Consider the following 22,441-nt stretch of genomic DNA (forward strand, 5'->3'; position numbering starts at 1 on the left):
GGGGGTGACTAACAGAACCTTACGCCGTCGCGGGCGGCGGTTCGGTCTCCCGGGGCCGGGACCGGAACGGTCCGGAACCGAGCGCAACGGCTCCCGCGATTTAATCCCGTCCGCCGTGCCGTCCCTGACGGCATGAGAGCCAACCTGCCACGCGGACGCGTCGTACTGGTCGCAGCGGTCGCCGTGTTGCTCGTCGGGCTGGCCGGCTGTGGCGGCCCCGGCGGGGCGAACGAAACGAACGGCACGGAGGGCGGCATCGGCGAGGACACCGACGTGGCCGTCGGCGGCGAAGAGACCACGATGGAGGGCGGCGAGGAGACCACCATGGAGGACGGCGTCGGCGAGGAGACCACCATGGAGGGCGGTAACGACACGGCGGGTGCCGGCAACGACACCGAGGCGTGAACGCGTGAGCGGGCCGCCGACGCCGGCGTCGGTCCGTGGGCCGTGAGAGGCCTCACCGTCGTGACGTCTCAGTTTCCCTCGACAAACGGTATAGGACAGGGTGGCGAATGAGGACTATGACGTTGGCGAGAGGGGGGCTCGCCGTGCTGGGTGTTCTCCTCGTAGTTGCGTGTCTCGGGACCGTCGTATCGGGCGCTCCGGCGACGGCGACGGAGGCGGGGATCGGCGACGTCGAGATCTCCGGCTCCGGGGCCGTCATGACGTACAACGACTCGACGTACGTCTGGACCGACGAGCCGTACAACCTGTCGGTCGCCGTCGCGGGCGCGAACGACTCCGACTACCGGGTGTGTGCCGACCGGTATCGCGGGGGCAACCACACGTCCCGGATCGGTTGCGTCGCGAACGTGACTGGGCCGAACGCGACGGTCACGTTCTCGGCCGCCCAGCCCGCGACGAACGAGACCGAACGGGGGACGGTCGCGGTCGTGCTCACGAACGCGAACGGGACGACGGTCGACGCCGTGAACGTCTCGACGCGGGCCATCACGAAGGACGGCGACCTCGACGGCGACGGGCTTCCCAACGGGAAGGAAGTCGAGCAGGGCCTCAACCTGACCGACTCCGACGTGGACATGGACGGGCTGTCCGACGGGGCCGAGATGGAGAACTACGGCACGGACCCGACCGACCCCGACACGGACGGCGACGGGCTCCGGGACGGGCTGGAACTCCAGCTCGGCACGGACCCGACGGACGGCGCGACCGTGGTGAAGCTCACGGCCGGCGCGCTGGTGTTCGGCGTGGGGCTCATTGCGGGGTGGGTCCTGTACCGACGTCGCTCGGACGAGGCCCCGGGGGCCGAGTCGGAGGCCGAGTCGGACCGGGCCGACGACGAACCCCTGATCACCGACGAGCAGCGGGTGTTACAGCTCCTCCGGGAGAACGACGGCCGGATGAAGCAGGCGGCCATCGTCCAGGAGACGGAGTGGTCGAAGGCGAAGGTGAGCCGGCTCCTCTCCGACATGACCGAGAACGGCGAGATAGAGAAGCTCTCGATCGGCCGCGAGAACATCATCCACCTGGAGGGCCAGGGCCCGGAGGCGGCGAAACCGCCGTACGGCGAGTGACCGGCCCGGCGAGCCGAAAGGGACTAACCGCCGCCGCGGCTAGCGACCGACGATGAACGCCGCCGCGGTCAGGGAGCGGGCGAGCGACCTCCCACGGGACCCGGGCGTCTACCAGTTCCGGCAGGGGGAGGCGACGCTGTACGTCGGGAAGGCCGTCGACCTGCGGGACCGGGTGCGCTCGTACGCGGACCCGCGGAGCGACCGGATCGCCCGCATGGTCGAGCGGGCCGACGGCGTCGAGGTGGCCGTCACCGACACGGAGACGCAGGCGCTGTTGCTGGAGGCCAACCTGATAAAGCGCCACCAGCCCCGCTACAACGTCCGGCTGAAGGACGACAAGTCGTACCCGCTGGTCCAGCTCACCGCCCACGCCGTCCCGCGGATCGAGGTGACGCGGGACCCCGACGAGGACGCCGTCGCCTACGGCCCCTTCACCGACAAGGGCCGGGTCGAGACGGTCGTGAAGGCGCTCCGGGAGACGTACGGCCTGCGGGGCTGTTCGGACCACAAGTACGCGGACCGCGACCGCCCCTGTCTGGACTACGAGGTCGGCCTCTGCACCGCGCCGTGTACCGGGGAGATAAGCGAGGACGCGTACGCGGAGGACGTGGCCTCGGTCCGACGGTTCTTCGAGGGCGAGACGGGCGTGCTCGCGGACCCGCTCCGCCGCGAGATGGAGCGGGCCGCCGAGGGCAAGGAGTTCGAGCGCGCGGCGAACCTCCGGGACCGCCTCGACGTCGTCGAGTCGTTCCACGCGGGCGGCGGCGAGGCCGTGTCGAGCCACGGCGGCGAGCGCAGCGTCGACGTGCTCGGCGTCGCCGTCGCGGGCGACGACGCCACCGTCGCCCGGCTCCACAGCGAGGGGGGCCAGTTGGTCGACCGGGAGCGCCACCGGATGGCCGCGCCCGAGGGCGACGAGCGGGTGCCGCGGGTGCTCGCGGCGTTCCTGGCCCAGTACTACGCCGAGCGGGAGCTGCCCGACGCCGTCCTCCTGCCCGAGCGCCACGGCGACGAGGAGGTGGCCGCGTGGCTCGACGCCGAGGGCGTCGACGTGCGGGTGCCCGGCGCGGGCCGCGAGGCGAAGCTCGTCGACCTCGCGCTGAAAAACGCCCGGAGCCGCGGCGGCGACCGCGACGGAACGCGGGCGCTGGCCGACGAACTCGGGCTGGACGCCGCCGCCCGCATCGAGGGGTTCGACGTGAGCCACGCGGGCGGGAGCGCCGTCGTCGGCAGCGACGTGACCTTCGTCGACGGCGACCCCGAGAAGGCCGACTACCGCCGGAAGAAGTTGGAGGAGCGCAACGACGACTACGCCAACATGCGCGCGCTGGTCCGCTGGCGGGCCGAGCGCGCCGTCGAGGGGCGGGACGACCGCCCGGACCCGGACCTCCTGCTCATCGACGGCGGCGAGGGGCAACTGGGCGCGGCACGGGACGCCCTCGCGGAGACGGGCTGGGACGTGCCCGCCGTCGCGCTCGCCAAGGACCGCGAACTCGTCGTGACGCCGTCGGGCGTGTACGACTGGCCCGACGACGCGCCTCACCTCCACCTCCTCCAGCGCGTGCGCGACGAAGCGCACCGCTTCGCGGTCCAGTACCACCAGACCGTCCGGGACGAGGTGAAAACCGTGCTGGACGACGTGCCCGGCGTCGGGCCCGAGACGCGAAAGCGCCTGCTCCGGCGCTTCGGCAGCGTCGAGAACGTCCGGGGGGCCTCCCCCGACGAACTGCGGAGCGTCGACGGCGTCGGCGAGAAGACCGCCGAGACGTTAGCGAGCAGGCTGTAGGCCGCCGGCGCTCAGTCCCAGTCCAGGCTGCCGGCGTCGCGGTACTCCGTCACGGTCGACTCGAAGAAGTTCTTCTCCTTGTTGAGGTCGGCCTGCTCGGCCATCCACGGGAACGGGTTCTCCGTGCCGTAGACGGGGTCCATCCGCAGCTGCTGGAGCCGCCGGTCGGCGACGTACTCGACGTACTCGACGAACTGGTCGGCCGACATCCCGAGCACCTCGTCGGGGCAGGCCTCCTCGGCGTAGATCCCTTCGAGTCGCACGGCCTCGCGGACCAGGTCCTCGACCTCCCCCTCGAACGCGTCGGTCCAGACGCCGGGGCGCTCGTCGCGGATCTGGTTTATCAGGTCCACCCCGAAGTTCAGGTGGAGCGACTCGTCGCGCATGATGTACTCGAACTGCTCGCCGACGCCGACCATCTTCCCGCGGCGCTTCAGCGCGAGCATCATGGCGAAGCCGGCGTAGAAGAATATCCCCTCCATGATGACGTAGAACCCGACGCAGTCGCGCACGAACTCGCGGACGTCGTCGGTCGTCTCGATGGCGAAGTCGTCGCGGTCGACCGCCCGCGTGAGGTCGACGACGAACTCGTCCTTCTCGCGGATCGACGGGATGCGGTCGTACATCCCGTACATGTACTCGGGGTCGAAGCCGAGCGTGTCACAGCAGTAGATGAACGTGTCCGTGTGGACCGCCTCCTCGTAGGCCTGCCGGAGCAGGTACTGGCGACACTCCGGCGCGGTGACGTACTCGTACAGCGCGAGGACGATGTTGTTGGCGGTCAGCGACTCCGCCGTCGAGAAGAAGCCGAGGTTCCACTCGACGAGGCGCTTCTCGGCGTCGGTTATCTCGCCGTTTTGCCACTGGCTCACGTCGTCCTGCATGGGCACCTCCTCGGGCGTCCAGTTGTTGGCGACGCCGTCGCGGTAGTACTCGCGGGCCCAGTCGTAGTCGATCGGCAGTATCTTGTTCGGGTCGTGGGTGTCGTCGTTGCTGATTGGCATTGGTGGTCGGTGTCGTGGTCACTGACAGGCGTCGCAGGTCGGGTCCTCGACGGTCGGGGCGGAGCCGTCGTCGCCCTCTTGGGCCGCGTCCCCGGCCGCGCCGTCGCGGCGCTGGGTGTCGTCGTACTCGGCCATGTCGATGGTCGACTTCTCGACCTGGCTCGCGCCGAGCGTCCGCAGGTAGTAGGTCGTCTTCAGGCCGTACTTCCAGGCCGTCCGGTACACGTCGTCGAGGAACGAGCCGTCGGTCGACGGGAAGAAGACGTTGTGGGACTGGCTCTGATCGATCCACTGGCCGCGGCGGGCGGTGAGGCGGATCTGGTGGCGCGGGTCGACCTCGAACGCGCCGCGGTACAGCTCCTTGAGGTCGTCCGGGACGCGGTCTATCTCCTGGACGGAGCCGTCGTGGTACGTCAGCTGGTCGACCATCGCGTCGTCCCACAGGTCGCGCTCGCGCAGGTCGGCGACGAGGTGGTCGTTGACGACGGTGAAGTCGCCCGACATGTTCGACTTGACGTAGAGGTTCGAGTACAGCGGCTCGATGCTCGGGGACGTGCCGGCGATGGTGGAGATGGTCGCCGTCGGCGCGACGGCCATCGTGTTGGAGTTGCGCATCCCGTGGGCGGCGACGTGCTCGCGCACGCGGTCCCAGTCGAGGCGCTCGGTCGGGTCCAGCGGGGTCTCGACGCCGCGTTCCGCCTCCAGCAGTTCGACCGTGTCCTGCGGGAGGATACCGCGGTCCCACTTCGACCCCTCGTAGGAGTCGTACGTCCCGCGCTCGGCGGCGAGCCGGGAGGAGTTCAGGACCGCGTGGTAGCCCAGCAGTTCGCCCACCTCGTCGCCGAACGCGACCGCCTCCTCGCTCGCCATCGGGATCCGCTGTTCCATGAGCGCCTCGTGGAAGCCCATCACCCCCAGCCCGACCGGGCGGTGGCGCATGTTCGAGCGCTCGGCTTTCTCCGTGGGGTAGAAGTTCAGGTCGACGACGTTGTCGAGCATCCGCATCGCCGTCCCGGCGGTGTCGGCGAACGCCTCGCGGTCGAGGCCGTCCGCGTCGACGTGGGCGGCGAGGTTGACCGAGCCGAGGTTACAGACGGCCGTCTCCTCGGGGCCGGTGTTCAGCGTGATCTCCGTACAGAGGTTCGACGAGCGGACGACGCCGGCGTGGTCCTGCGGCGACCGGACGTTGCAGGCGTCCTTGAACGTGATCCACGGGTGGCCCGTCTCGAACAGCCGCGTCAGCATGTCGCGCCACAGTTCCTCGGCGTCGACGCGCTCGTACTGGCGCAGTTCGCCCGCGTCGGCCCGCCGCTCGTACTCGCGGTACCGCTCCTCGAACTCCTCCCCGTACGTCTCGTGGAGTTCGGGGACCTCGTCCGGCGAGAACAGCGTCCACTCGCCGCCCTCACGGACGCGCTTCAGCAGGAGGTCGGGCACCCACGCGGCGGTGTTCAGGTCGTGGGTGCGCCGGCGCTCGTCGCCGGTGTTGCGCCTGAGGTCGAGGAACGCGGGGAAGTCGAGGTGCCACGCGGCCAGATACGCGCAGGCCGCGCCGCGGCGCTTCCCCGAGCGGTTGATCGCGGCGGTCACGTCGTTGGATATCTTGAGGAACGGGACGACGCCGGTCGACTCGACGCCGGTCGACTCGATGAGCGACCCCGTCGCCCGGATCGGCGTCCAGTCGTTGCCGAGGCCGCCCGACCACTTCGACAGCTTCGCGTGTTCCTTGTAGCCGTCGAAGATGTCCTCCAGGTCGTCGGGGACCGTCGTGAGATAGCACGACGAGAGCTGGGGGTGGGTCGTCCCGGCGTGGAACAGCGTCGGCGTCGAGTGGACGAACCGCAGCGTCGACAGCGCGTCGTAGAACTCCCTGGCGTAGGCCTCGCGCTCGCCCTCCGCCTCGCGGAGGGCGACGCCCATCGCCACGCGCATCCAGAACGTCTGGGGGAGTTCGAGGCGCTCGCCGTCGTTGGTCCGCAAGAAGTACCGCTGGTGGAGCGTCTCCATCGCCAGGTAGTCGAACGCCTCGTCGCGCTCCGGGACGAGGTAGTCGGCCAGCGCGTCGAGGTCGTACTCGACCATGCGCTCGTCGAGCAGGTCGGCGTCGACGCCGCGCTCGACGGCGTCGACGAACGACTCGCGGTAGGCGTCGTCGAGCGCGTCGCCCGCGAGGTCCTCGCCCAGCAACTCGCGGTAGTACCGCTGCCGGAACGCGGCGGCCGCCACGTCCGAGAACTCGGGGACGGAGTCGATGCGGGCGGTCAGTTCGCCGATCAGCGCGTCGTAGGCCTCGTCGGCGCTCGCGCCGGCGTAGAGGTCGCTCTCGGCGTCCGCGAGGACGTCCTCGCGAACCCCGTCGGGGATCTGGTCGTCGTGACCGGTGCAGGCGCGGTCGAGTATCGACCGCAGGCGGTCCGTGTGGGTGACTGCGTTCATGGGTGGTGTGGACGCGCCGGCGGGCGGCGGCGAACGCGAGAGCCGTCGCTGGCGAACCGGTCGCTACGCGGCGTCTGCCGCCGATCCCGCCGGTCGGTCGCGCCTCGGAGTGATGGACGTGGTCCACATAAGGTTTGCCAATAAAGTTGTAGTAGTACAATCTAACTTGTACTTCGTCCGCGACGGTCCGAACCGTGAATGATTTCAATCCCTGTGTATGATACTGAGTAACATGGCATCTGAGTTCGGCGCGCTGTCGCTCGCCCCGCCGCTGTTGGCGATCCTGCTTGCGATCGTCACGAGGCGGGCGATGCTGTCGCTGTTCCTCGGCGTGTGGTTCGGGGGCGCGATAGTCGCGGCCGAGGCGGCCGACAGCGCCCTCGAGTACGTCGCGGTGCCGTTTACCGGCGTGGTCGAAGCGTTCGACTGGATCGTCAGCGCGGTCGGCGAGAGCACGTTCCAGGCGAAGATCATCATCTTCACGTTCCTGCTCGGCGCGGGGATCGCCCTGCTGTGGCGGCTCGGCGGCTCGCTCGCCGTCGCGCAGTTCGCGCGCTCGAAGGTCGACTCCCACCGGCGGGTCGGGATCGTCACGTGGCTGTTCGGCATGGTGTGGTTCTTCGACGACTACGCCAACACCGCTATCGTCGGGTCGGCGATGAAGGACATGGCCGACAACATGCGGATGTCCCGGGAGAAACTGGCGTACGTCCTCGACTCGACGGCCGCGCCGGTCGCGACGTTCGGCATCTCCTCGTGGGTCGCGTTCCAGATCGGCCTCGTCCAGACGGCCTACGAGGAACTGGGGATCCAGGGGGAGACGCCGTCGGCCGTGGCGACGTTCCTCTGGTCGATCCCGTTCAACGTCTACTGCCTGTTCGCGCTGGTGCTGGTCGGCATCGTCGTCGTCTCGCAGCGGGACTTCGGCGAGATGCTCGACGCCGAGACCCGCGCCCGCGAGACGGGCAACGTGACCCGGGAGGACGCCAACCCGCTCCAGAGCATGAAGGAGGACCTGGGCGACCCCGTGACGGACGACCCCCGGCTCCGGACGTTCGCCCTCCCGGTGACCGTCCTCGTCGTCGTCGTGCTCGGCGGCGCGTTCTGGACCGGCTACGCGCCCGGCCGCGACGCCCTCGCCATCGCCGATAACGCGGACTTCACCGGCGCGCTCGTCTGGGGCTCGTTCGGGATGGTCGCGACCGCGATCACCCTCGGGCTGATCGACGGCCACATCGACCTGGAGGAGGGGATGGAGTCCGTCCTCGACGGCTTCGGCATCATGCTCCACGCCGTCAGCATCCTCGTGCTCGCGTGGTCGATCGGCTCGGTCGCCTCCGCGCTCGAAACCGGCGCGTACGTCACGAACATCGCCGAGGGGTTCGTCTCCCCGACGCTGCTGCCGATCGTCGTCCTGTTCACCGCCGCCGTCATCTCCTTCTCGATCGGCACCTCGTGGGGGACCATGTCGCTGGTCACGCCCGTCGCCGTCCCACTGGCCTGGGAGGTCGGGACCCAGAGCCCGGAGATGGTCGCGGTCGCGGTCGGCGCGGTGTTCAGCGGGTCGATCTTCGGCGACCACTGCTCGCCGATCTCCGACACGACGATCCTCTCGTCGACGTTCGCCGGCTCCGACCACATCGACCACGTGCGGACCCAGATCCCCTACGCGCTGACGGCGCTCGTGGTCGCGACGCTCGCCTACCTGATCTACGGGATCACCGGCTTCGGCCCGGCCGTGTTCCTCCCGGTCAGCGCAGTCGTGCTCGTCGCGCTCGTCTACCTCCTCTCGGAGTTCGACGCGAACCGGAAGGACGTCGCCGCCAAGCCGTTCGACGGCGCGACCAGGGAGTCCGGACCGCCGGGCGACGACTGACGGCGCAGGACCCCGGCGGCCACATAAGTGCCGCCGGGGAACATGTTCTCAGCAGCTGGGAATCGTTCTCCCGGTATAAGGGGTAGCTCCGCGAATCTTCATCTGTGAGGTGACCGCTATGGCAACCAACGAAGCAACCGTCGACTGGCTCGGGCGGGAACAGGAGTTCGAATACGCGGGGTCGGTCGCCGGCTACGTGACGGTGCTGGTCCGCCTGGTCGTGGGGTACTGGTTCCTCATGTCGGGCTGGGGCAAGTTCGCGTTCGTCGCGGGCGAGCCCTTTAGCGCGGCCGGCTACCTGGCGAACGCGGGCGGGAGTCCCATCAGCGGGCTGCTGGCCTTCGTCGCGGAGACGCCGTGGCTCCTGGAGTTCACCAACTTCATGATCCCGGTCGGGGAGTTCCTCATCGGCCTCGGGCTGATCCTCGGGGCGCTCACCCGGCTGGCGGCGTTCTTCGGCGGGGTCCTCATGACCCTGTTCTACCTCGGGAACGCCGAGTGGGCCCACGGCTACGTCAACGGCGACCTGCTGGGGCTCCTGATGTTCGTCCTGGTCGGGACGTTCGCCGCGGGCCGGATCCTCGGGGTCGACGCCTTCCTCGAGGAGACCGAGTTCGTGCAACAGCGGCCGAAGCTCCGCTACCTCCTCGGCTGAGGTAGCCGGTTCCGCTCCCCGATTCTCGTAGCTCCGCCCCGCCGTTGTCGGGGCAGTACCCGTTTTCCGCGCCGGCTCTCCCGCCGAGCGCCGGCGCTCAGAACTCGGGGTCTATCTCGGGCGCGACCCCGTCGTCGTCGCCGCCGTCGACGTCGAACTCCTCGCGCAGCTCCCGGATGCGGTCCCGGATGTCCGCGGCGAGTTCGAACTCCAGGTTGTCGGCGGCCTCGCCCATCCGCTCCTCCAGGCGCTCGATCCGCCGGGCGGCCTCGTCGGCGTCCGCGGGGCCGTCGCCGGCCACGTCGCTGGTGTCGGTCTGGGAGCCGGGGAGGTTCGTCTCGCCGACCGCCTTCTCGATGGTGGTCGGCTCGAAGCCGTGCTCCTCGTTGTACTCGCGCTGGATCTCCCGGCGGCGGCGGGTCTCCTCGATGGCGGACTCCATCGCGTCGCTGGGGTCGTCGGCGTACAGCACGACCTCGCCGTTGACGTTGCGGGCGGCCCGGCCCATCGTCTGGACCAGCGTCGTCTCCGAGCGGAGGAACCCCTCCTGGTCGGCGTCGAGGATGGCGACGAGGCTCACCTCCGGGATGTCCAGCCCCTCCCGGAGGAGGTTGATGCCGACGAGCACGTCGATCTCGCCCAGCCGGAGCGAGCGGATCAGTTCGTGGCGCTCCAGGGTGTCCGTCTCGTCGTGCATGTACGCCACGTCGACGCCGGCCTCCTCCAGGTACTCGGTGAGGTCCTCGGCCATGCGCTTGGTGAGCGTCGTGACCAGCGTCCGCTCGTCGCGCTCGACGCGCTCGTCGATGCGGTCCATGAGGTCGTCGACCTGCCCAGTCGCCTCCGCGACCTCGACCTCGGGGTCGACGAGGTGGGTGGGCCGGACGATCTGTTCGACGATCCGGTCGCTGTGCTCGCGCTCGTAGTCCGCGGGCGTCGCGGAGACGTACAGCGTCTGGTCGGTCCGCTCCTCGAACTCCTCGAAGGTGAGCGGGCGGTTGTCGTACGCCGTCGGGAGGCGGAACCCGTTCTCGACCAGCGAGTCCTTTCGGGACTTGTCGCCCTCGTACTGGCCCTTGATCTGGGGGAGCGTCTGGTGGGACTCGTCGACGACGGTGAGGAAGTCGTCGGGGAAGTAGTCCAGCAGCGTGTACGGCGCGTCGCCGGGTTCGCGGTCGGCGAGGTACACCGAGTAGTTCTCGATGCCCGAGCAGTAGCCCGTCTCCTGCATCATCTCCAGGTCGAACGTCGTGCGTTCCTCGATGCGCTGGGCGGCGATTGCGTCGCCCTTCCGGTCGAAGTAGGAGATGCGGCTGTCCAGGTCCTCGCGGATCTCCTCCATCGCGCGTTCGAGGCGCTGCTCGGGGATGGAGTAGTGCTCCGCCGGGTGGACCAGCACCGCGGGCTCCTCGCTTTTGACCTCGCCCTCCAGCGGGTCTATCTTCACCATGCGGTCTATCTCGTCGCCCCAGAACTCCACGCGGACGGCGTACCGGCCGTACATGGGGTAGATCTCGACGGTGTCGCCCCGCACCCGGAACGTGCCCTGCGTGAAGTCGACGTCGTTGCGCTCGTAGTTCAGGTCGACCAGCTGCCCCAGTAGCTCGTCGCGGTCTATCGTCTGGCCCGTTTCGAGCCGCAGCGACATGTCGACGTAGTTCGACGGGTCCCCCAGCCCGTAGATGGCCGACACGGAGGCGACGACGATCACGTCGTCGCGGGTCAGCAGCGACCGCGTCGCCGAGTGGCGCAGGCGGTCTATCTCGTCGTTGATCGAGGCGTCCTTGTCGATGAACGTGTCCGTCTGCTCGACGTAGGCCTCGGGCTGGTAGTAGTCGTAGTAGGAGACGAAGTACTCGACGGCGTTGTCCGGGAACAGGTTGCGGAACTCCTCGTACAACTGGGCCGCCAGCGTCTTGTTGTGGGCGATCACCAGCGTCGGCTTCTGGATCTCCTCTATCACCCACGAGACGGTGTTCGTCTTGCCCGACCCGGTGACGCCCAGCAGCGTCTGGCGGTCCATCCCCCGCCGGAAGCCGTCGGCGAGCTGTTCGATGGCCTCGGGCTGGTCGCCCGCCGGGTCGAACGGGGCGTCGACCCGGAACGGTCGCTCCTCGTCGGGGCGGTCCGGCGACAGCGGCCCGGAGTTGGCGTCGCTCACGATGGACGCGATTGGGTCCGCAGCGACTTTACCCGCACGGTCGGGTGTGCCCACCGTTCACGTGTCAAACGTACACAAACATATCAGTACGACAATACTTATGCCCCTCCGTCGTGTTCCACCGAACACGCATGCAGTTTAGACTCTCCCGCTGTGAAAAGATCGGGATGGCGGCCTCCCTGACCGTCGTCCTCTCCACGCTCCTCCCGTGGTCGACTCAGGGGCTCGGTCGCGTCTCGACCTCAGGTATCGGTTACGGCTACGTCGGCGAAGCGACGGCGGTGCTCGGCCTCGTCGCGTTCGCGGCGGTGCTCACGTGGGGGTGGCGCGTCCGCACCCGCGCCCTCCTCTCGACCGCCGGCCTGTTCGTCGGCCTCGCCGCCGTCGAAACGACCATGGGGCTGACCGCCGGCACGAACCCCGGACTCGGCCTCGTCACCACCGGTATGGCCGCGACCGCGCTCGTCGCCACCGGAACGTACGGGCTCGTCACCGAGCGCGTGCGGCAACACCGCCTGTCGGCCTGACGGCTTCCTCCGCCGACGCCCCCGGCGTCCCGGCTACTGACCGTTTCCGAACGTCACCGCGTAGCGGCGGCTCCGGCGTCGGGAGGGCGGCGTCGCTCCCGTTCTCGCTTCCCTCGGGCGTGTCGGTGACCCCCGTTTCGCCCCCGTGTGCGGCCAGCCAGTCGTGGTACGTCTCGTTGTCGACGACGACCACGTCCGCCCGCATCCGCGAGTGGCCCGCCCCGCACAGTTCGGTGCAGTACGCGCGGTGCGTGCCCGTCTCCGTCGGGTAGGTCCGGATCACCATCGTCCGGCCGGGGAACGCGTCCTGTTTCACCCCGAGTTCGGGGACGAAAAGCGAGTGCAACACGTCCGCCGAGTCGAGCTGGATCGTCACGTTCCGCTCGGCGGGGAGGACGAGCGTGTCCTGCGTCGTGACGTTGGCCTCCGGGTACGTGAACTGCCAGCCCCACTGGTAGCCAAGCGCCTCGACGCGCTCGTCGGTCGGCCCCACGTCGCCGTCCGTCGAGACGTACGGGCTGGTGAGCACGACGTACGCCGAGACGCCGACGAACAGGAGGATGATCCCGGTGGCTATCGTCCAGGTGATCTCAAGCGGCGGCGAGTCGACGGTCGGCCGGGGGTTCTCGTTGCCCCGGAACCGCACCACGGCGTAGACGAGGATCACCTCGACGAACACCGTCAGCGGGAGCGCGACGTACAGCAGTTGGGCGTTGAGGTCGTCGATGAGTTCGCGGTTGACCGACTGGGCGGCCGCCGGCGCGGTAAACAGCGCCAGCAGCGCGGCCGCGGAAAGCGACGCCAGCGCGACCCGTCGTGGGCGGACCCGCATGGCTGTCCCGCCAACACCGCGGCGTAAATAGCTCGGGCCGGGGGCGGTGGCGTACGTCCCGGCCGCGACGCATGTAGCGTCCCGTTTTAGGTGCCGGCAGCGGCGTTCCGTCGTATGGTCGATACGTCAGCAGCCGGGGGAGTTCTCCGACGAACACGGACCGCCCACACGAACGACGCCGGGGTCGATCCCTTCGCCGCTGCACGATGACCGACGCCAGCGACCGACGGACCGGCCGACGCGGGTTCCTCGAAACGATGGCCGCGGTCGGGCTCGCCGGCTCCGCCGGCTGTCTGGAGTCGGCTTCCGAGGCCGTGAGCGACCCCGCCGACGGGGATCCGGGGACCGGGCGGGAGCCACGCTGGCGGTTCGAACTGTCGGGGTGGCCGTCGACGCCCGTCGTCGACGGGGACACGCTCTACGTTAGCGAGGTGTTCGGCGCGGAAGACGGGGGGCTCCATGCGGTCGCGACGGACGACGGGACCGAACGATGGTCGTACGTGGCGGGGGGCAACGTGTACGACCCGACCGTTCGGGGCGACACCGCCTTCGCGGGCCGGGCGGACGGCATGTTCGCGCTCTCGACCGCGGGCGACGAGCGGTGGGTCGCCGACCTCCCCGACGCGGTCGGCGTTCCCGCGGTGACCGTGACCGACGACGCGGTGTACGCCAGCAGCATCGCGAACCGGCTGTACGCGCTGTCGCGGGCGGACGGCACCGAGGCGTGGACGTTCCGGGCGGACCGGACGAACTTCTTCGGCTCGGCCGTCCACGACGGCACCGTCTACGTCGGCTGCAACCAGGGCAGTTACGTGTACGACGACGACGAGTGGGGGGTCGTCTACGCTGTCGACGCGGAGACGGGCGCCGAGCGCTGGCGGACCGAGTTCGACCGCCCGGTCGAGTGTCCCGCGACGGTCGTGGACGACGTCGTCTACGTCGGCTCCCGCGCGCTCTCGACGGCCGACGGGTCCGTGATCTGGGAGGCTCCCGCCGGGACGGTGGAGGCGCAACCGGTCGTGGTCGACGGCACCGTCTTCGTCGGGAGCACCGACGACAGCGTGTATGCACTCTCCGCGGCCGACGGAACCGTACGCTGGGAGTTCGAGACGGGGTTCGACGTCAGTTCGCGGCCGACCGTGGCGGACGGAACGGTCCACGTCGGCAGCGGCGACGGAACCCTCTACGCGCTGGCCGCGTCGGACGGGACCGAGCAGTGGCGGTTCGAACTGGGGGCTGATATCTACGCCTCCCCCGTCGTGACCAGCGATACGGTGTACGTGGGCGGGACGGACCACTACGTGTACGCGCTCCCGCGGTGATGGCTCGGCCGTTCCGACCGGACGCGGGGCCACGTCCCCAGCCGTCCCGATCCCGGCCGTCACGACAGCGTGACAGCCAGCGACGAATCGCGACGCTACACTTGTAGCGTGGTCTCAGTGGCTGCCGTCGGACGACGCCGCGGCGTCGGGACCGCTCACCGCCCGTCGGGGTCAAGCAGTTCCGTCAGGATCCGCGACACCCCCTTCCGGAGGTGGGCGTGGACGGTCGGCCGGGCGAGTTCGAACGCCTCCGCCACCTCCTCGGCGGTGCTCTCGCGCGGCCAGTCGAAGTAGCCCGCCTGGTAGGCGGCTTCGAGCACCTCCCGCTGACGGGGGGTCAGTTCGTCGAGGATGCCGTCGGGGCCCGCGATCGTCGCCGGCTCGGGGTCCCGCTCGCGGGTCGCCAGCAGGTCCGCGCCGGGGAACTCCTCGACGATGTGGTCGACGATGTGCGAGATGTCGGCGTCGACCGGGGCCTCGACGACGAACCGCGCGCCGTCCGGCCCCACGCTGGCCTCCCGAAGGGTCGCCCCCGCGGCGGTGACGGCGTCGAGCAGCGACGGGGACGGGACGACGACCTCCAGACGACCCGACGCGGAGCCGTCGGTGATCACTCGCGTGCGTTCGACCGCCGTCGCCGCCCGGATCGCGTCCGCGGCGGCGTCCGGCCCCACCCCCTCGACCGACAGGTAGAGCACCCACCCCTCGCTCCCCGGAACGGACCCTTCGAGCGAGATGGTCCCGTCGACGTCGGCCCCGAGAAACAGGGGGAGCGGCTCCCCGCGCGTCGCCTCGAACTCGAGTTCGACGACGGAGGTGCCAAACACCAGCTTCTGCGTCCGGGCGGCGTGCAACACGGTCCCGAGCAGGTGGCCGAGCACCGACAGCGCGGTCCGTTCCCGGCTGGTGAACGCGTTCGACCGCCCGGTGCCGAGCACGAGACAGCCGTAGACCACGTCGCCGTGGTCCAGCGGGACGGCGGCGACCGACTCGATCCCCTCTCCCCCCGCGGTGCCCAACCACTGCCGGGTCGAGGGATCCCGGTGGATCGACACCTCGGGGTCGTCCGCGTTCACCGCCCGGCGGATCGTTTCGTGCACGTCGCAGTCGGCCGTCCCGTCCGTCCGTATCCGCTCGCGGTCCCCCTCGAACCCCTCGGAGGCGACGCGGGTGAGGCGGCCGGTCCCCCGCTCGCGCTGGCCGACCCAGGCACAGGAGTAGAACTCCGACGCCACTGCCTGCTCGCAGAGCGCCTGCATGATCGGCCCCTTGTTCCCCGTTTGGATCACCTCCTGCGTGGTCTCGAACAGGAGGGCGTTGATCCGGTTCAGCGCCGCCAGTTCGTCGCGCTGGCGGCGTATCTTCCCTTCCCGCTCCAGCCGGTCGGAGATGTCGCGCGCGATGCCGCACCTGAACGACCGGCCCGTCTCGGGGTCCTCGAACGACGTCCCGCTGAACTCGTGGGGGATGCGCTCGCCGTCGGCCGTGAGGATGTCGACCCTGACGCGCCGGTCGTCTAAGCTCTCGATCGCCTGCAACAGCCCGGGGACGTACTCGTGTTGGTCCTCCGGGATGAACTCCCTTGGACTCATCTCGCCGATCTCCTCGTAGCTGTACCCCGTCGTCTCGGCGAGGTGCTCGTTCCAGAACCAGAAGCGGCCGTCGTCGCCGATGACGTAGACGACGTCGTCGACGGTGCTCAGGACGGACCGCAGCAACCGGGGCGACTCCCCCAGCAGCAGCGACTCCGGACTCGCCCACTCCGTCCCCCCGCGCGACCCGCTTTCGGTGAGCGACCAGACGACGGTCCCGTCCTCGTCCGGGACCGAGAGGGTCAGTTCGACGCGGTCGCCGTCCGTCCCGCCCACCCACACGTCCCCCTGCCAGCGCCCGTCGGCCCGGGCGGCGTCGAGCGCGGCCCGGACCTTCTCGATCCGCCGCGGTTCGAACCCCACCTCCCACGGGTACCCCTGCAGGTCCTCCCGCGCCGTCCCGACTATCTCCGCGAACTGCGGGGTGACGTACACCAGGTCCCCGTCCCGCTGGACCGCGACGCCGCCGGGCATCGACCGGGCTAACTCCCGCCAATCGACCGATATTTCGTCTCTCCCGGCCATTACCGGTAAACATGATGGGATATCAATAAATTTATCGTCTGGGGCCCTCGGGTCGACGTTTATTGGCTTGGCCGTGGTCCCGCGAGCATGCCACGCACGGTCGACACGGGGCCACGGACCGGCGGGTCGCCGGCGACGGTGGTCCGCCGATGAACCGCGTCGTCGCCGAGGCCGGCGCGCTCGCCGCGCTGGCGGTCCTCCTGTCGCTGTTCGTCCTCTACGCCCGCCGGTGCGGGGACCGCCCCCGGGCCGACGGCGGGTACGGGCGGCGCTCGCCCCTCGACCGGTCGTTCCTCCGCGAGCAGTTCCTGCGCTGGACGACGACGACCGACCACCGCGACATCGGCCTGCTGTACATCCTCTTTGGCACCGTCGCCGCGCTGTGGGGCGGCGTCGACGGGATGATGATCCGGTTGGAACTGCTGACGCCGGCGGCGACCGTCTGGACCGAGCAGACGTACAACGCCCTGTTTACCACCCACGGGCTGACGATGCTGATCTTCTTCGTCCTCCCCGTGTTCTTCGGGGTCGGCAACTACGTCCTCCCGCTCCTGCTGGACGCCGACGACATGGCGTTCCCGCGGCTCAACGCCGTCGGGTTCTGGCTGTTGCCCCCCGCGCTGTTGCTCGCCCGCTTCGGGCTGGTCGCCCAGGTCGCCGCACAGACCCTCGGCGCGGTGTCGCCCGGCCCGCTCGCGTCGCTGTTCGCCGTGATGGAGGAGCCGGGGATCGGGTGGACGCTGTACACGCCGCTGTCGGTGACACAGGAGAACCCGCAGATCGACTTCCTCCTGCTCGGCCTCCACCTCTCGGGGATCGCCACGACGATCGGCGCGCTCAACTTCGTGGTAACCATCGTCTACGAGCGCGGCGAGGACATGGACTGGTCGAACCTCGACATCCTCTCGTGGAACCTGCTGACGACGAGCGGGCTGGCGCTGTTCGCGTTCCCGCTCCTGGGGAGCGCGCTCGTCATGCTCCTGCTCGACCGCAACTTCGGTACCACGTTCTACGCCGTCGAGGGGGGCGGCCCGATCCTCTGGCAGCACCTGTTCTGGTTCTGGGGCCACCCGGAGGTGTACATCATCTTCCTGCCGGCGGCGGGGCTGATGAGCTTCCTGCTCCCGAAGTTCGTCGGGCGGAGCCTCTTTGGCTTCCGCTACATCGTCTACTCGACGCTCGCCATCGGCGTGCTCTCCTTTGGCGTCTGGGCCCACCACATGTTCGTCACAAGCCTCGACCCGCGGCTGAAGGCCTCGTTCATGGGCATCTCCGTCGCCATCGCCGTCCCCAGCGCCATCAAGACGTTCAACTGGATCACGACCATCTGGGACGGCGAGGTGCGCCTCGTCGCGCCGATGCTGCTCTGTCTCGGCTCGATCGGTACGTTCGTCGTCGGCGGCGTCACCGGCGTGTTCCTCGCGGCCATCCCGGTCGACGTGCTCTACCACGGCACCTACTACGTCGTCGGCCACTTCCACATGATCGTGATGGGCATCATCCCGATGATGATGCTCGCGGCGTCGTACTACTGGTACCCGCTCATCACCGGGCGGCTGTACGACCGGCGGCTGGCGCGGTTCCAGGCCGGCCTCTTCGTCGTCGGCTCGGTCGTCACGTTCGGCTCCCTGATCGCGCTCGGGTTCGGGGAGCTACCCCGCCGGTACGCGAACTACCCCGCCGAGTTCGCGCCGCTCCAGCGCGTCGCCTCCGTCGGCGCGTTCGTCATCGGGGTCGCGGTGTTGCTGTGGCTGTACAACATGGTGTGGTCGTACTGGAACGGCCGCCCAGTCGAGGACGCCGACGTGTGGGACCTGAAGCGGACGAACCAGTTCACCCGCGAGTGGGCGTGGTTCGAGGACCGGCTGGAGCGCCGGTACGCCATCGAGCCGACGGAGCCGGACCCCGAGACGGTGCGGCCCTCCAGCACCGACGACCCCTCGGTCGGCAGCCCGAACGTGCTCCGGGACCCGCGCGGGCTGGTCCGCTCGATCCTCTCCGATACGCTGTACGGCGCGCTCGGCGGCCTGATCGGGACGCTCGCGATGACGGGCGTGCTCTTTACCGGCGCGCTGGTCGGCGTGTTCGACATCATCGGGTTCGTCGAACTGTCCGAACTGGTGGGCCTGGGTGAGAGCATCGCGCTCGGCTACGCCGTGTTCCTGCTCGGCGGGATGACGACGTGGGCGATCCTCTTCCGGGCGCTCGCGGAGTACCTCCCCGGCCGCCTGCTGGTCGTGACCGGCCTCTCCTACGCCTCCATCATGTCGCTTGGCTTCGCCGTCGCCTTCTACACCGGCCAGTCCGGGCTGGCGCTGGTCGGCTACCTCGCGTTCGTCCTCGTCGCCCACTGGCTGTACGGCCTCGGCCTCGCCGGGACGCTCCGCTACGCCGAGTACCGCCGGAACGTGGGCGAGGGCGGGCCGCCGCCGGGCGGTTCGGAGCCGCCGGACCGCGGGTCCGGGCCGGGAGGGGGTGACCGCTGATGGTCCGCGACGCCTTGCTCACCTACGGCGTGCCGTTCGTCGGGACCGTGTTGCTCGCGGCCGGCATCGGCGCGGCGGTGCTCGGCGGCTACGGCGCGGTGCAGGGCGAGGCCGGCCTCTGTGGCACGCCGCTCGTCGGCGTCGAGTCGCCCGAGGAGACTGAGCGCCTGCTCTCGGGGTACGGGGCCGGCGGCCCGACGCTCCAGCGAGTCGCCTTCGAGAACCTCTCCGCCGCCGAACGCGAAGCGTTCGAGGAGGCGCTCGACGCGCCCGACGGCGAGGGGAGCGTCGACGGCGCGTTCCCCAACCGCGGGGCGTTCGCCGACGGCGTGCTCGTCGACTACGGGGGCGAGACGTACTACGCGACGCTGCGCTCGGACAAGGCGTGTACGTCCGTCGACCCGCTCCTGCTCCCGCTGGGGCTGGCGGCGATGGCGTTCGGCGCGCTCGGCGTGCTGACGCCGCCGCTGTACCGGCGGTACGCCGCGTTCGAGCGGCGGCAGGCGGAGTGAGCGCCGGCCGCGGTCCGCGCCGTCCCCTCCGCCGCTACAGCGACACCGTCGCCCCGACGTACAGCACCGCGACCAGGAAGAGCCAGACGGCGTCGACGAAGTGCCAGTACAGCGACGCCGCGGCGACCCCGGTGTCCCGCTCCGGCCCGTAGCGCCCGCGAACCCCCCGGAACAGCACGACCGACAGCAGGACGACGCCAAGCGCCACGTGCAGGCCGTGCAGCCCCGTCAGCCCGTAGAACGCGCTCCAGTAGACGCCCGAGGAGAGCGCGAAGCCCTCTGCGACGACGAACTCGTAGTACTCGTAGGCCTGCCCGACGAGGAAGACCGCCCCCAGCAGCACCGTCGCGCCGAGCAGGGCGAGAAAGCGCCGCCCCCGGTCGCGTTCGAGCGAGGCGTGCGCGTAGTGGAGCGTGACGCTCGAAAGGAGGAGGATCGCGGTGTTTGCCAGCACGAGCGAGCCGACGAGGTCGGGCAACTCCGAGGGCGGCCACGTCCCGACGCGGACGAAGAAGTAGTAGACGAACCCCGCCCCGAACGTGCCGACGTCCGTCCCGAGGAACAGCGCCATCGTGGCGCGGTACGTCTCCCGGCCCTTCCCGCCCGGGAGCGCGTACGCCTCGACGACCCAGCCCGCGAGGCCGGCGACGACGCCGACGGCCCCGAGCGCGGCGAGGCCGCCGCCGATCCACGTCGGCGCAACCCCCGCTGCATCGAGGAGGAAATACAGCGCCAGCCCGGCGTACAGCGCGCCCGCGCCGGCCGCCGCGAGGATCGGCCACCGACTCCGGTGTTCGTGGCCCTCATCGCCGTGGTCGGCGGCGTCGCTCCCGGGCGTCTCGCCGCGTCCAGCGGCCCGTTCGACCATCGCTAGCCGTACGGCGGAGACCGGCAAAAAGGCGGGGCGTCGGTCCGGCCGGCGTCGTCCTCACTCGCCGCACTCGTAGCCGACGGCGATCCACGGGTTGTACGAGCCGTCGGCCTCGACGGTCGGCCCGAACGCGAAGCAGTCGCGGGTCTCTTGAGTGTAGCTGTGCTCGTGGGCCTCGCCGCCGTCGACGACCACCTCGATGTCGAGCGCTCCCGGGGCGTCGCCCCAGGGGCCCTCGACGCTGTCCTCCGTCCAGCTTCGCTCCGCGGCCCCGTCGAGTTCGTGGCTCGACTCGTGGACGCGCTCGCCGTCCCGGCTGACGGTCAGCTCGAACCGGTGTGGTTCGTCGTGGAAGTTCCGCGGGACGAGGGCGGTGACGAGCGGCGCGCGCGGCTCGGGGTCGTCGCCCGATAGACAGCCGGAAAGCGCGCCGACGGCGATGCCAGCGGTCGCGAGGACCCGGCGGCGGGAGGGAGGCATGGGACGACTGGAACCAGTCGCGGCGGGCACATCAATCCGACGCTCGGGCGCTCGGTTCCGGGGACAGGGCGGTGCTTCGAACCGGTGGGTTTATGGGACCCGACGAAATGCATCCGGTCGAACCGTTCTATGACCCGTCGGCTCCCGTGCCGTCCGGTGTTCGATCCCCTCTCGCCCCCCGCCGCGCGGCGGGCCCGATAGCCGCAGCACTCGGGTTCGCGCCGCCTCGCTACGTCCTGTAGCCGCAGTCCACCCATCGAACACGCACGCACATGCCGACATCCGCCGAGCCGCAGGGGGCCCCCCGCGGCTCGTCCGACGACGACGAATCGCTCCGTAACTATCAGCCGCATCGCTCCCGGCAGCGACGGCCCCGCCACGACCGACCGGCGGCGCGCGGGGGTGGTCCCCGATGACCGTCTCGGAGAGGGCCGAGACGCCCGACGCCGACGCGAGCCCCGAGGAGCCGTCGCTGTGGCGGAACCGCGACTTCCTGCGGTTTCTCGCCGGCCAGTTCGTGACCAACGCCGGCGACAGCCTCTACACCGTCGCCGTCCTGTGGCTCGTCTTCGAACTCAGCGGCTCGACGTTCCTGACGGGGATCGCCAACGCCGTCCTGTTGCTCCCGTGGCTGCTGCAGATACTCGCCGGGCCGATAGTCGACCGGCTGCCGCTCAGGCCCGTACTCGTCGGGTCGCAGGTCGTTCAGGGCGTCGCGGTCCTCGTCCTCCCGCTCGCCGCGGCGACGGGCAACCTGAGCGTCGGCGTCATCTTCGCGGTGATCCCGGTCCTGATGCTCGCGACGCTCCCGATGGCCCCGATGGAGGCGACGCTGGTCCCGCGGATCGTCCCCGAAACGCGCCTCTCGCGGGCCAACTCCGCGCTCGCCACCGTCACGCTCGGGCTGGACATGATCTTCGACGCGCTGGGCGGCGCGTTCATCGCCGTCTTCGGCGCGACGACGCTGTTCCTGCTCGACTCGGCCACGTTCGGCGTCGCCGCGCTGCTGTTCGCCGGCATCGCCGTGTCGGGGGGCGACGGCGCGGCGGGGAGCGGGGGGACGGCCGACGAGGACGGCGGCGAGTCGCTCCGCGCCGCGGTCGACTCGTACGTCGACGACCTCCGGGCGGGCGTCGAGACGCTCCGCGGGAGCGCCTTCGTCGACCTGGTCGCCATGACCGCCGTGGCCAACCTCGCGACCGGCGTGACGCTTGCGATCCTGCCCGCGTTCGGCGACGCGCTCGGCGGCCCCGCCCTCTACGGCCTCATGCTCGGCGCACTCGGCATCGGGCGGCTGGTCGGGTCGCTCGTCGCGCCCGCGCTGGAGGGGCTCGCCTACGGCCGGCTGAAGCCGGTCATGCACACGCTGGGGGCGTGTTGCTGGCTCGGCTCCGCGTACGCCCCGTCGCCCGCCTTCACCGTCGTCCTGTTCGGGCTCGCGTGGGTGCCGGCGGGGGCCGACGGCGTGCTCACGCAGACGCTCAACCAGACCGTGTTCCCCGTCGACCGCCTCGGCCGCGTCTCGGCGGTCAAGGGGACCGCGTCGGGCGCGACGCTGCCGCTCGGTTCGCTCGCCGGCGGCGTCGTCGCCGAACTGCTCGGGACGACGACCACGATGGCCCTGGCCGCCTTCGGCTTCGGGTTCACGGGGCTTTACTTCCTCGTGTCCCCGCGGCTCCGGCGGCTTCCGGCGGTCGCCGACGCCGACGCGGCGGCGTTCGGCGTGACGGTTCCCGAGGACTAGACGGAGTAACGGCCCGTCGGATCCCTTCCCCGTCGACCGGTGACACGAATCGCAAAGAAAACGAGTTATGAGTCTGCGGGCCAGTCCTCAGCACAGC

16 protein-coding genes and 1 pseudogene are annotated in these 22,441 nt (G+C 70.1%); 10 read left to right on the top strand and 7 right to left on the bottom strand.

Annotation, left to right across the window (positions count from 1 at the left end; translation table 11 throughout):
- Positions 1-132: 132 nt before the first annotated feature.
- The 3 genes from EYW40_RS12485 (at position 133) to EYW40_RS12495 (ending at position 3,321) form a co-directional block, all read left to right on the top strand.
- Positions 133-405, top strand: a complete 273-nt coding sequence (locus EYW40_RS12485; protein WP_135821927.1) for a hypothetical protein — start codon at positions 133-135, stop codon at positions 403-405.
- A gap of 116 nt (positions 406-521) precedes the next feature.
- On the top strand, positions 522-1,535 hold the full coding sequence (locus EYW40_RS12490) for a helix-turn-helix transcriptional regulator (RefSeq protein WP_135821928.1): 1,014 nt from the start codon (positions 522-524) through the stop codon (positions 1,533-1,535).
- A gap of 52 nt (positions 1,536-1,587) precedes the next feature.
- The gene (locus EYW40_RS12495) at positions 1,588-3,321 is read left to right on the top strand and encodes an excinuclease ABC subunit C (protein ID WP_135821929.1); all 1,734 of its coding nucleotides are present in this window, start codon (positions 1,588-1,590) and stop codon (positions 3,319-3,321) included.
- An 11-nt stretch (positions 3,322-3,332) separates the two neighbouring features.
- Here the strand turns inward: EYW40_RS12495 and EYW40_RS12500 are convergent, their stop codons facing one another.
- Together EYW40_RS12500 and EYW40_RS12505 are read right to left on the bottom strand one after the other, a co-directional pair.
- Positions 3,333-4,325, bottom strand: coding sequence for a ribonucleotide-diphosphate reductase subunit beta (locus tag EYW40_RS12500; RefSeq protein ID WP_135821930.1), 993 nt, complete (start codon positions 4,323-4,325; stop codon positions 3,333-3,335).
- 18 nt (positions 4,326-4,343) lie between these two features.
- Positions 4,344-6,761, bottom strand: coding sequence for a ribonucleoside-diphosphate reductase subunit alpha (locus tag EYW40_RS12505; RefSeq protein WP_135821931.1), 2,418 nt, complete (start codon positions 6,759-6,761; stop codon positions 4,344-4,346).
- A gap of 232 nt (positions 6,762-6,993) precedes the next feature.
- On the opposite strand from EYW40_RS12505, the gene EYW40_RS12510 reads away from it, so the two are divergent.
- Both EYW40_RS12510 and EYW40_RS12515 read left to right on the top strand, forming a co-directional pair.
- Positions 6,994-8,637 (top strand): Na+/H+ antiporter NhaC family protein, encoded by a 1,644-nt coding sequence (locus tag EYW40_RS12510; protein WP_135821932.1) that lies wholly within the window; start codon positions 6,994-6,996, stop codon positions 8,635-8,637.
- A 118-nt stretch (positions 8,638-8,755) separates the two neighbouring features.
- Positions 8,756-9,292 (top strand): DoxX family protein, encoded by a 537-nt coding sequence (locus EYW40_RS12515; RefSeq protein ID WP_135821933.1) that lies wholly within the window; start codon positions 8,756-8,758, stop codon positions 9,290-9,292.
- Between the two features lie 97 nt (positions 9,293-9,389).
- Here the strand turns inward: EYW40_RS12515 and uvrB are convergent, their stop codons facing one another.
- Positions 9,390-11,453, bottom strand: coding sequence for an excinuclease ABC subunit UvrB (gene uvrB, locus EYW40_RS12520; RefSeq protein ID WP_135821934.1), 2,064 nt, complete (start codon positions 11,451-11,453; stop codon positions 9,390-9,392).
- A 131-nt stretch (positions 11,454-11,584) separates the two neighbouring features.
- Here uvrB and EYW40_RS12525 point away from each other — a divergent pair, with 131 nt between their 5' ends.
- Entirely contained in the window at positions 11,585-11,980 is a 396-nt protein-coding gene (locus tag EYW40_RS12525) for a hypothetical protein (RefSeq protein ID WP_135821935.1), read from the top strand.
- A 154-nt stretch (positions 11,981-12,134) separates the two neighbouring features.
- Here the strand turns inward: EYW40_RS12525 and coxB are convergent.
- Positions 12,135-12,812 (bottom strand): annotated as a pseudogene (gene coxB / locus EYW40_RS12530) (cytochrome c oxidase subunit II); the annotation flags it as partial.
- Positions 12,813-13,018: 206 nt separating this feature from the next.
- Between coxB and EYW40_RS12535 the strand changes: the two are divergent.
- Positions 13,019-14,134 carry an outer membrane protein assembly factor BamB family protein gene (locus EYW40_RS12535; RefSeq protein ID WP_135821937.1) on the top strand — a complete coding sequence of 372 codons (1,116 nt, stop codon included), beginning with the start codon at positions 13,019-13,021 and terminating at the stop codon, positions 14,132-14,134.
- A gap of 155 nt (positions 14,135-14,289) precedes the next feature.
- Here EYW40_RS12535 and EYW40_RS12540 read toward each other — a convergent pair whose 3' ends face one another.
- Positions 14,290-16,251: a bacterio-opsin activator domain-containing protein gene (locus EYW40_RS12540; protein WP_135821938.1), complete on the bottom strand. Its 1,962-nt coding sequence runs from the start codon at positions 16,249-16,251 to the stop codon at positions 14,290-14,292.
- Positions 16,252-16,400: 149 nt separating this feature from the next.
- Between EYW40_RS12540 and EYW40_RS12545 the strand changes: the two genes are divergently transcribed.
- Together EYW40_RS12545 and EYW40_RS12550 are read left to right on the top strand one after the other, a co-directional pair.
- Positions 16,401-18,737, top strand: a complete 2,337-nt coding sequence (locus EYW40_RS12545) for a DUF6789 family protein (RefSeq protein ID WP_135821939.1) — start codon at positions 16,401-16,403, stop codon at positions 18,735-18,737.
- Entirely contained in the window at positions 18,737-19,249 is a 513-nt protein-coding gene (locus EYW40_RS12550) for a DUF7979 domain-containing protein (protein WP_135821940.1), read from the top strand. Before EYW40_RS12545 ends, EYW40_RS12550 begins: the two co-directional genes overlap by 1 nt.
- A gap of 34 nt (positions 19,250-19,283) precedes the next feature.
- Here EYW40_RS12550 and EYW40_RS12555 read toward each other — a convergent pair whose 3' ends face one another.
- Together EYW40_RS12555 and EYW40_RS12560 are read right to left on the bottom strand one after the other, a co-directional pair.
- Positions 19,284-20,117, bottom strand: coding sequence for a cytochrome c oxidase subunit 3 (locus EYW40_RS12555; RefSeq protein ID WP_135821941.1), 834 nt, complete (start codon positions 20,115-20,117; stop codon positions 19,284-19,286).
- A 60-nt stretch (positions 20,118-20,177) separates the two neighbouring features.
- Positions 20,178-20,600 (bottom strand): hypothetical protein, encoded by a 423-nt coding sequence (locus EYW40_RS12560; RefSeq protein WP_135821942.1) that lies wholly within the window; start codon positions 20,598-20,600, stop codon positions 20,178-20,180.
- Between the two features lie 412 nt (positions 20,601-21,012).
- On the opposite strand from EYW40_RS12560, the gene EYW40_RS12565 reads away from it, so the two are divergent.
- A complete protein-coding gene (locus tag EYW40_RS12565) occupies positions 21,013-22,344 on the top strand; it encodes an MFS transporter (protein WP_135821943.1) in 1,332 nt (443 codons plus the stop codon).
- The last annotated feature ends 97 nt before the right edge of the window (positions 22,345-22,441 follow it).

The sequence above is a fragment of the Halostella litorea genome, from assembly GCF_004785955.1.
In the GTDB taxonomy this organism is placed as follows: Archaea; Halobacteriota; Halobacteria; order Halobacteriales; family Natronoarchaeaceae; genus Halostella; species Halostella litorea.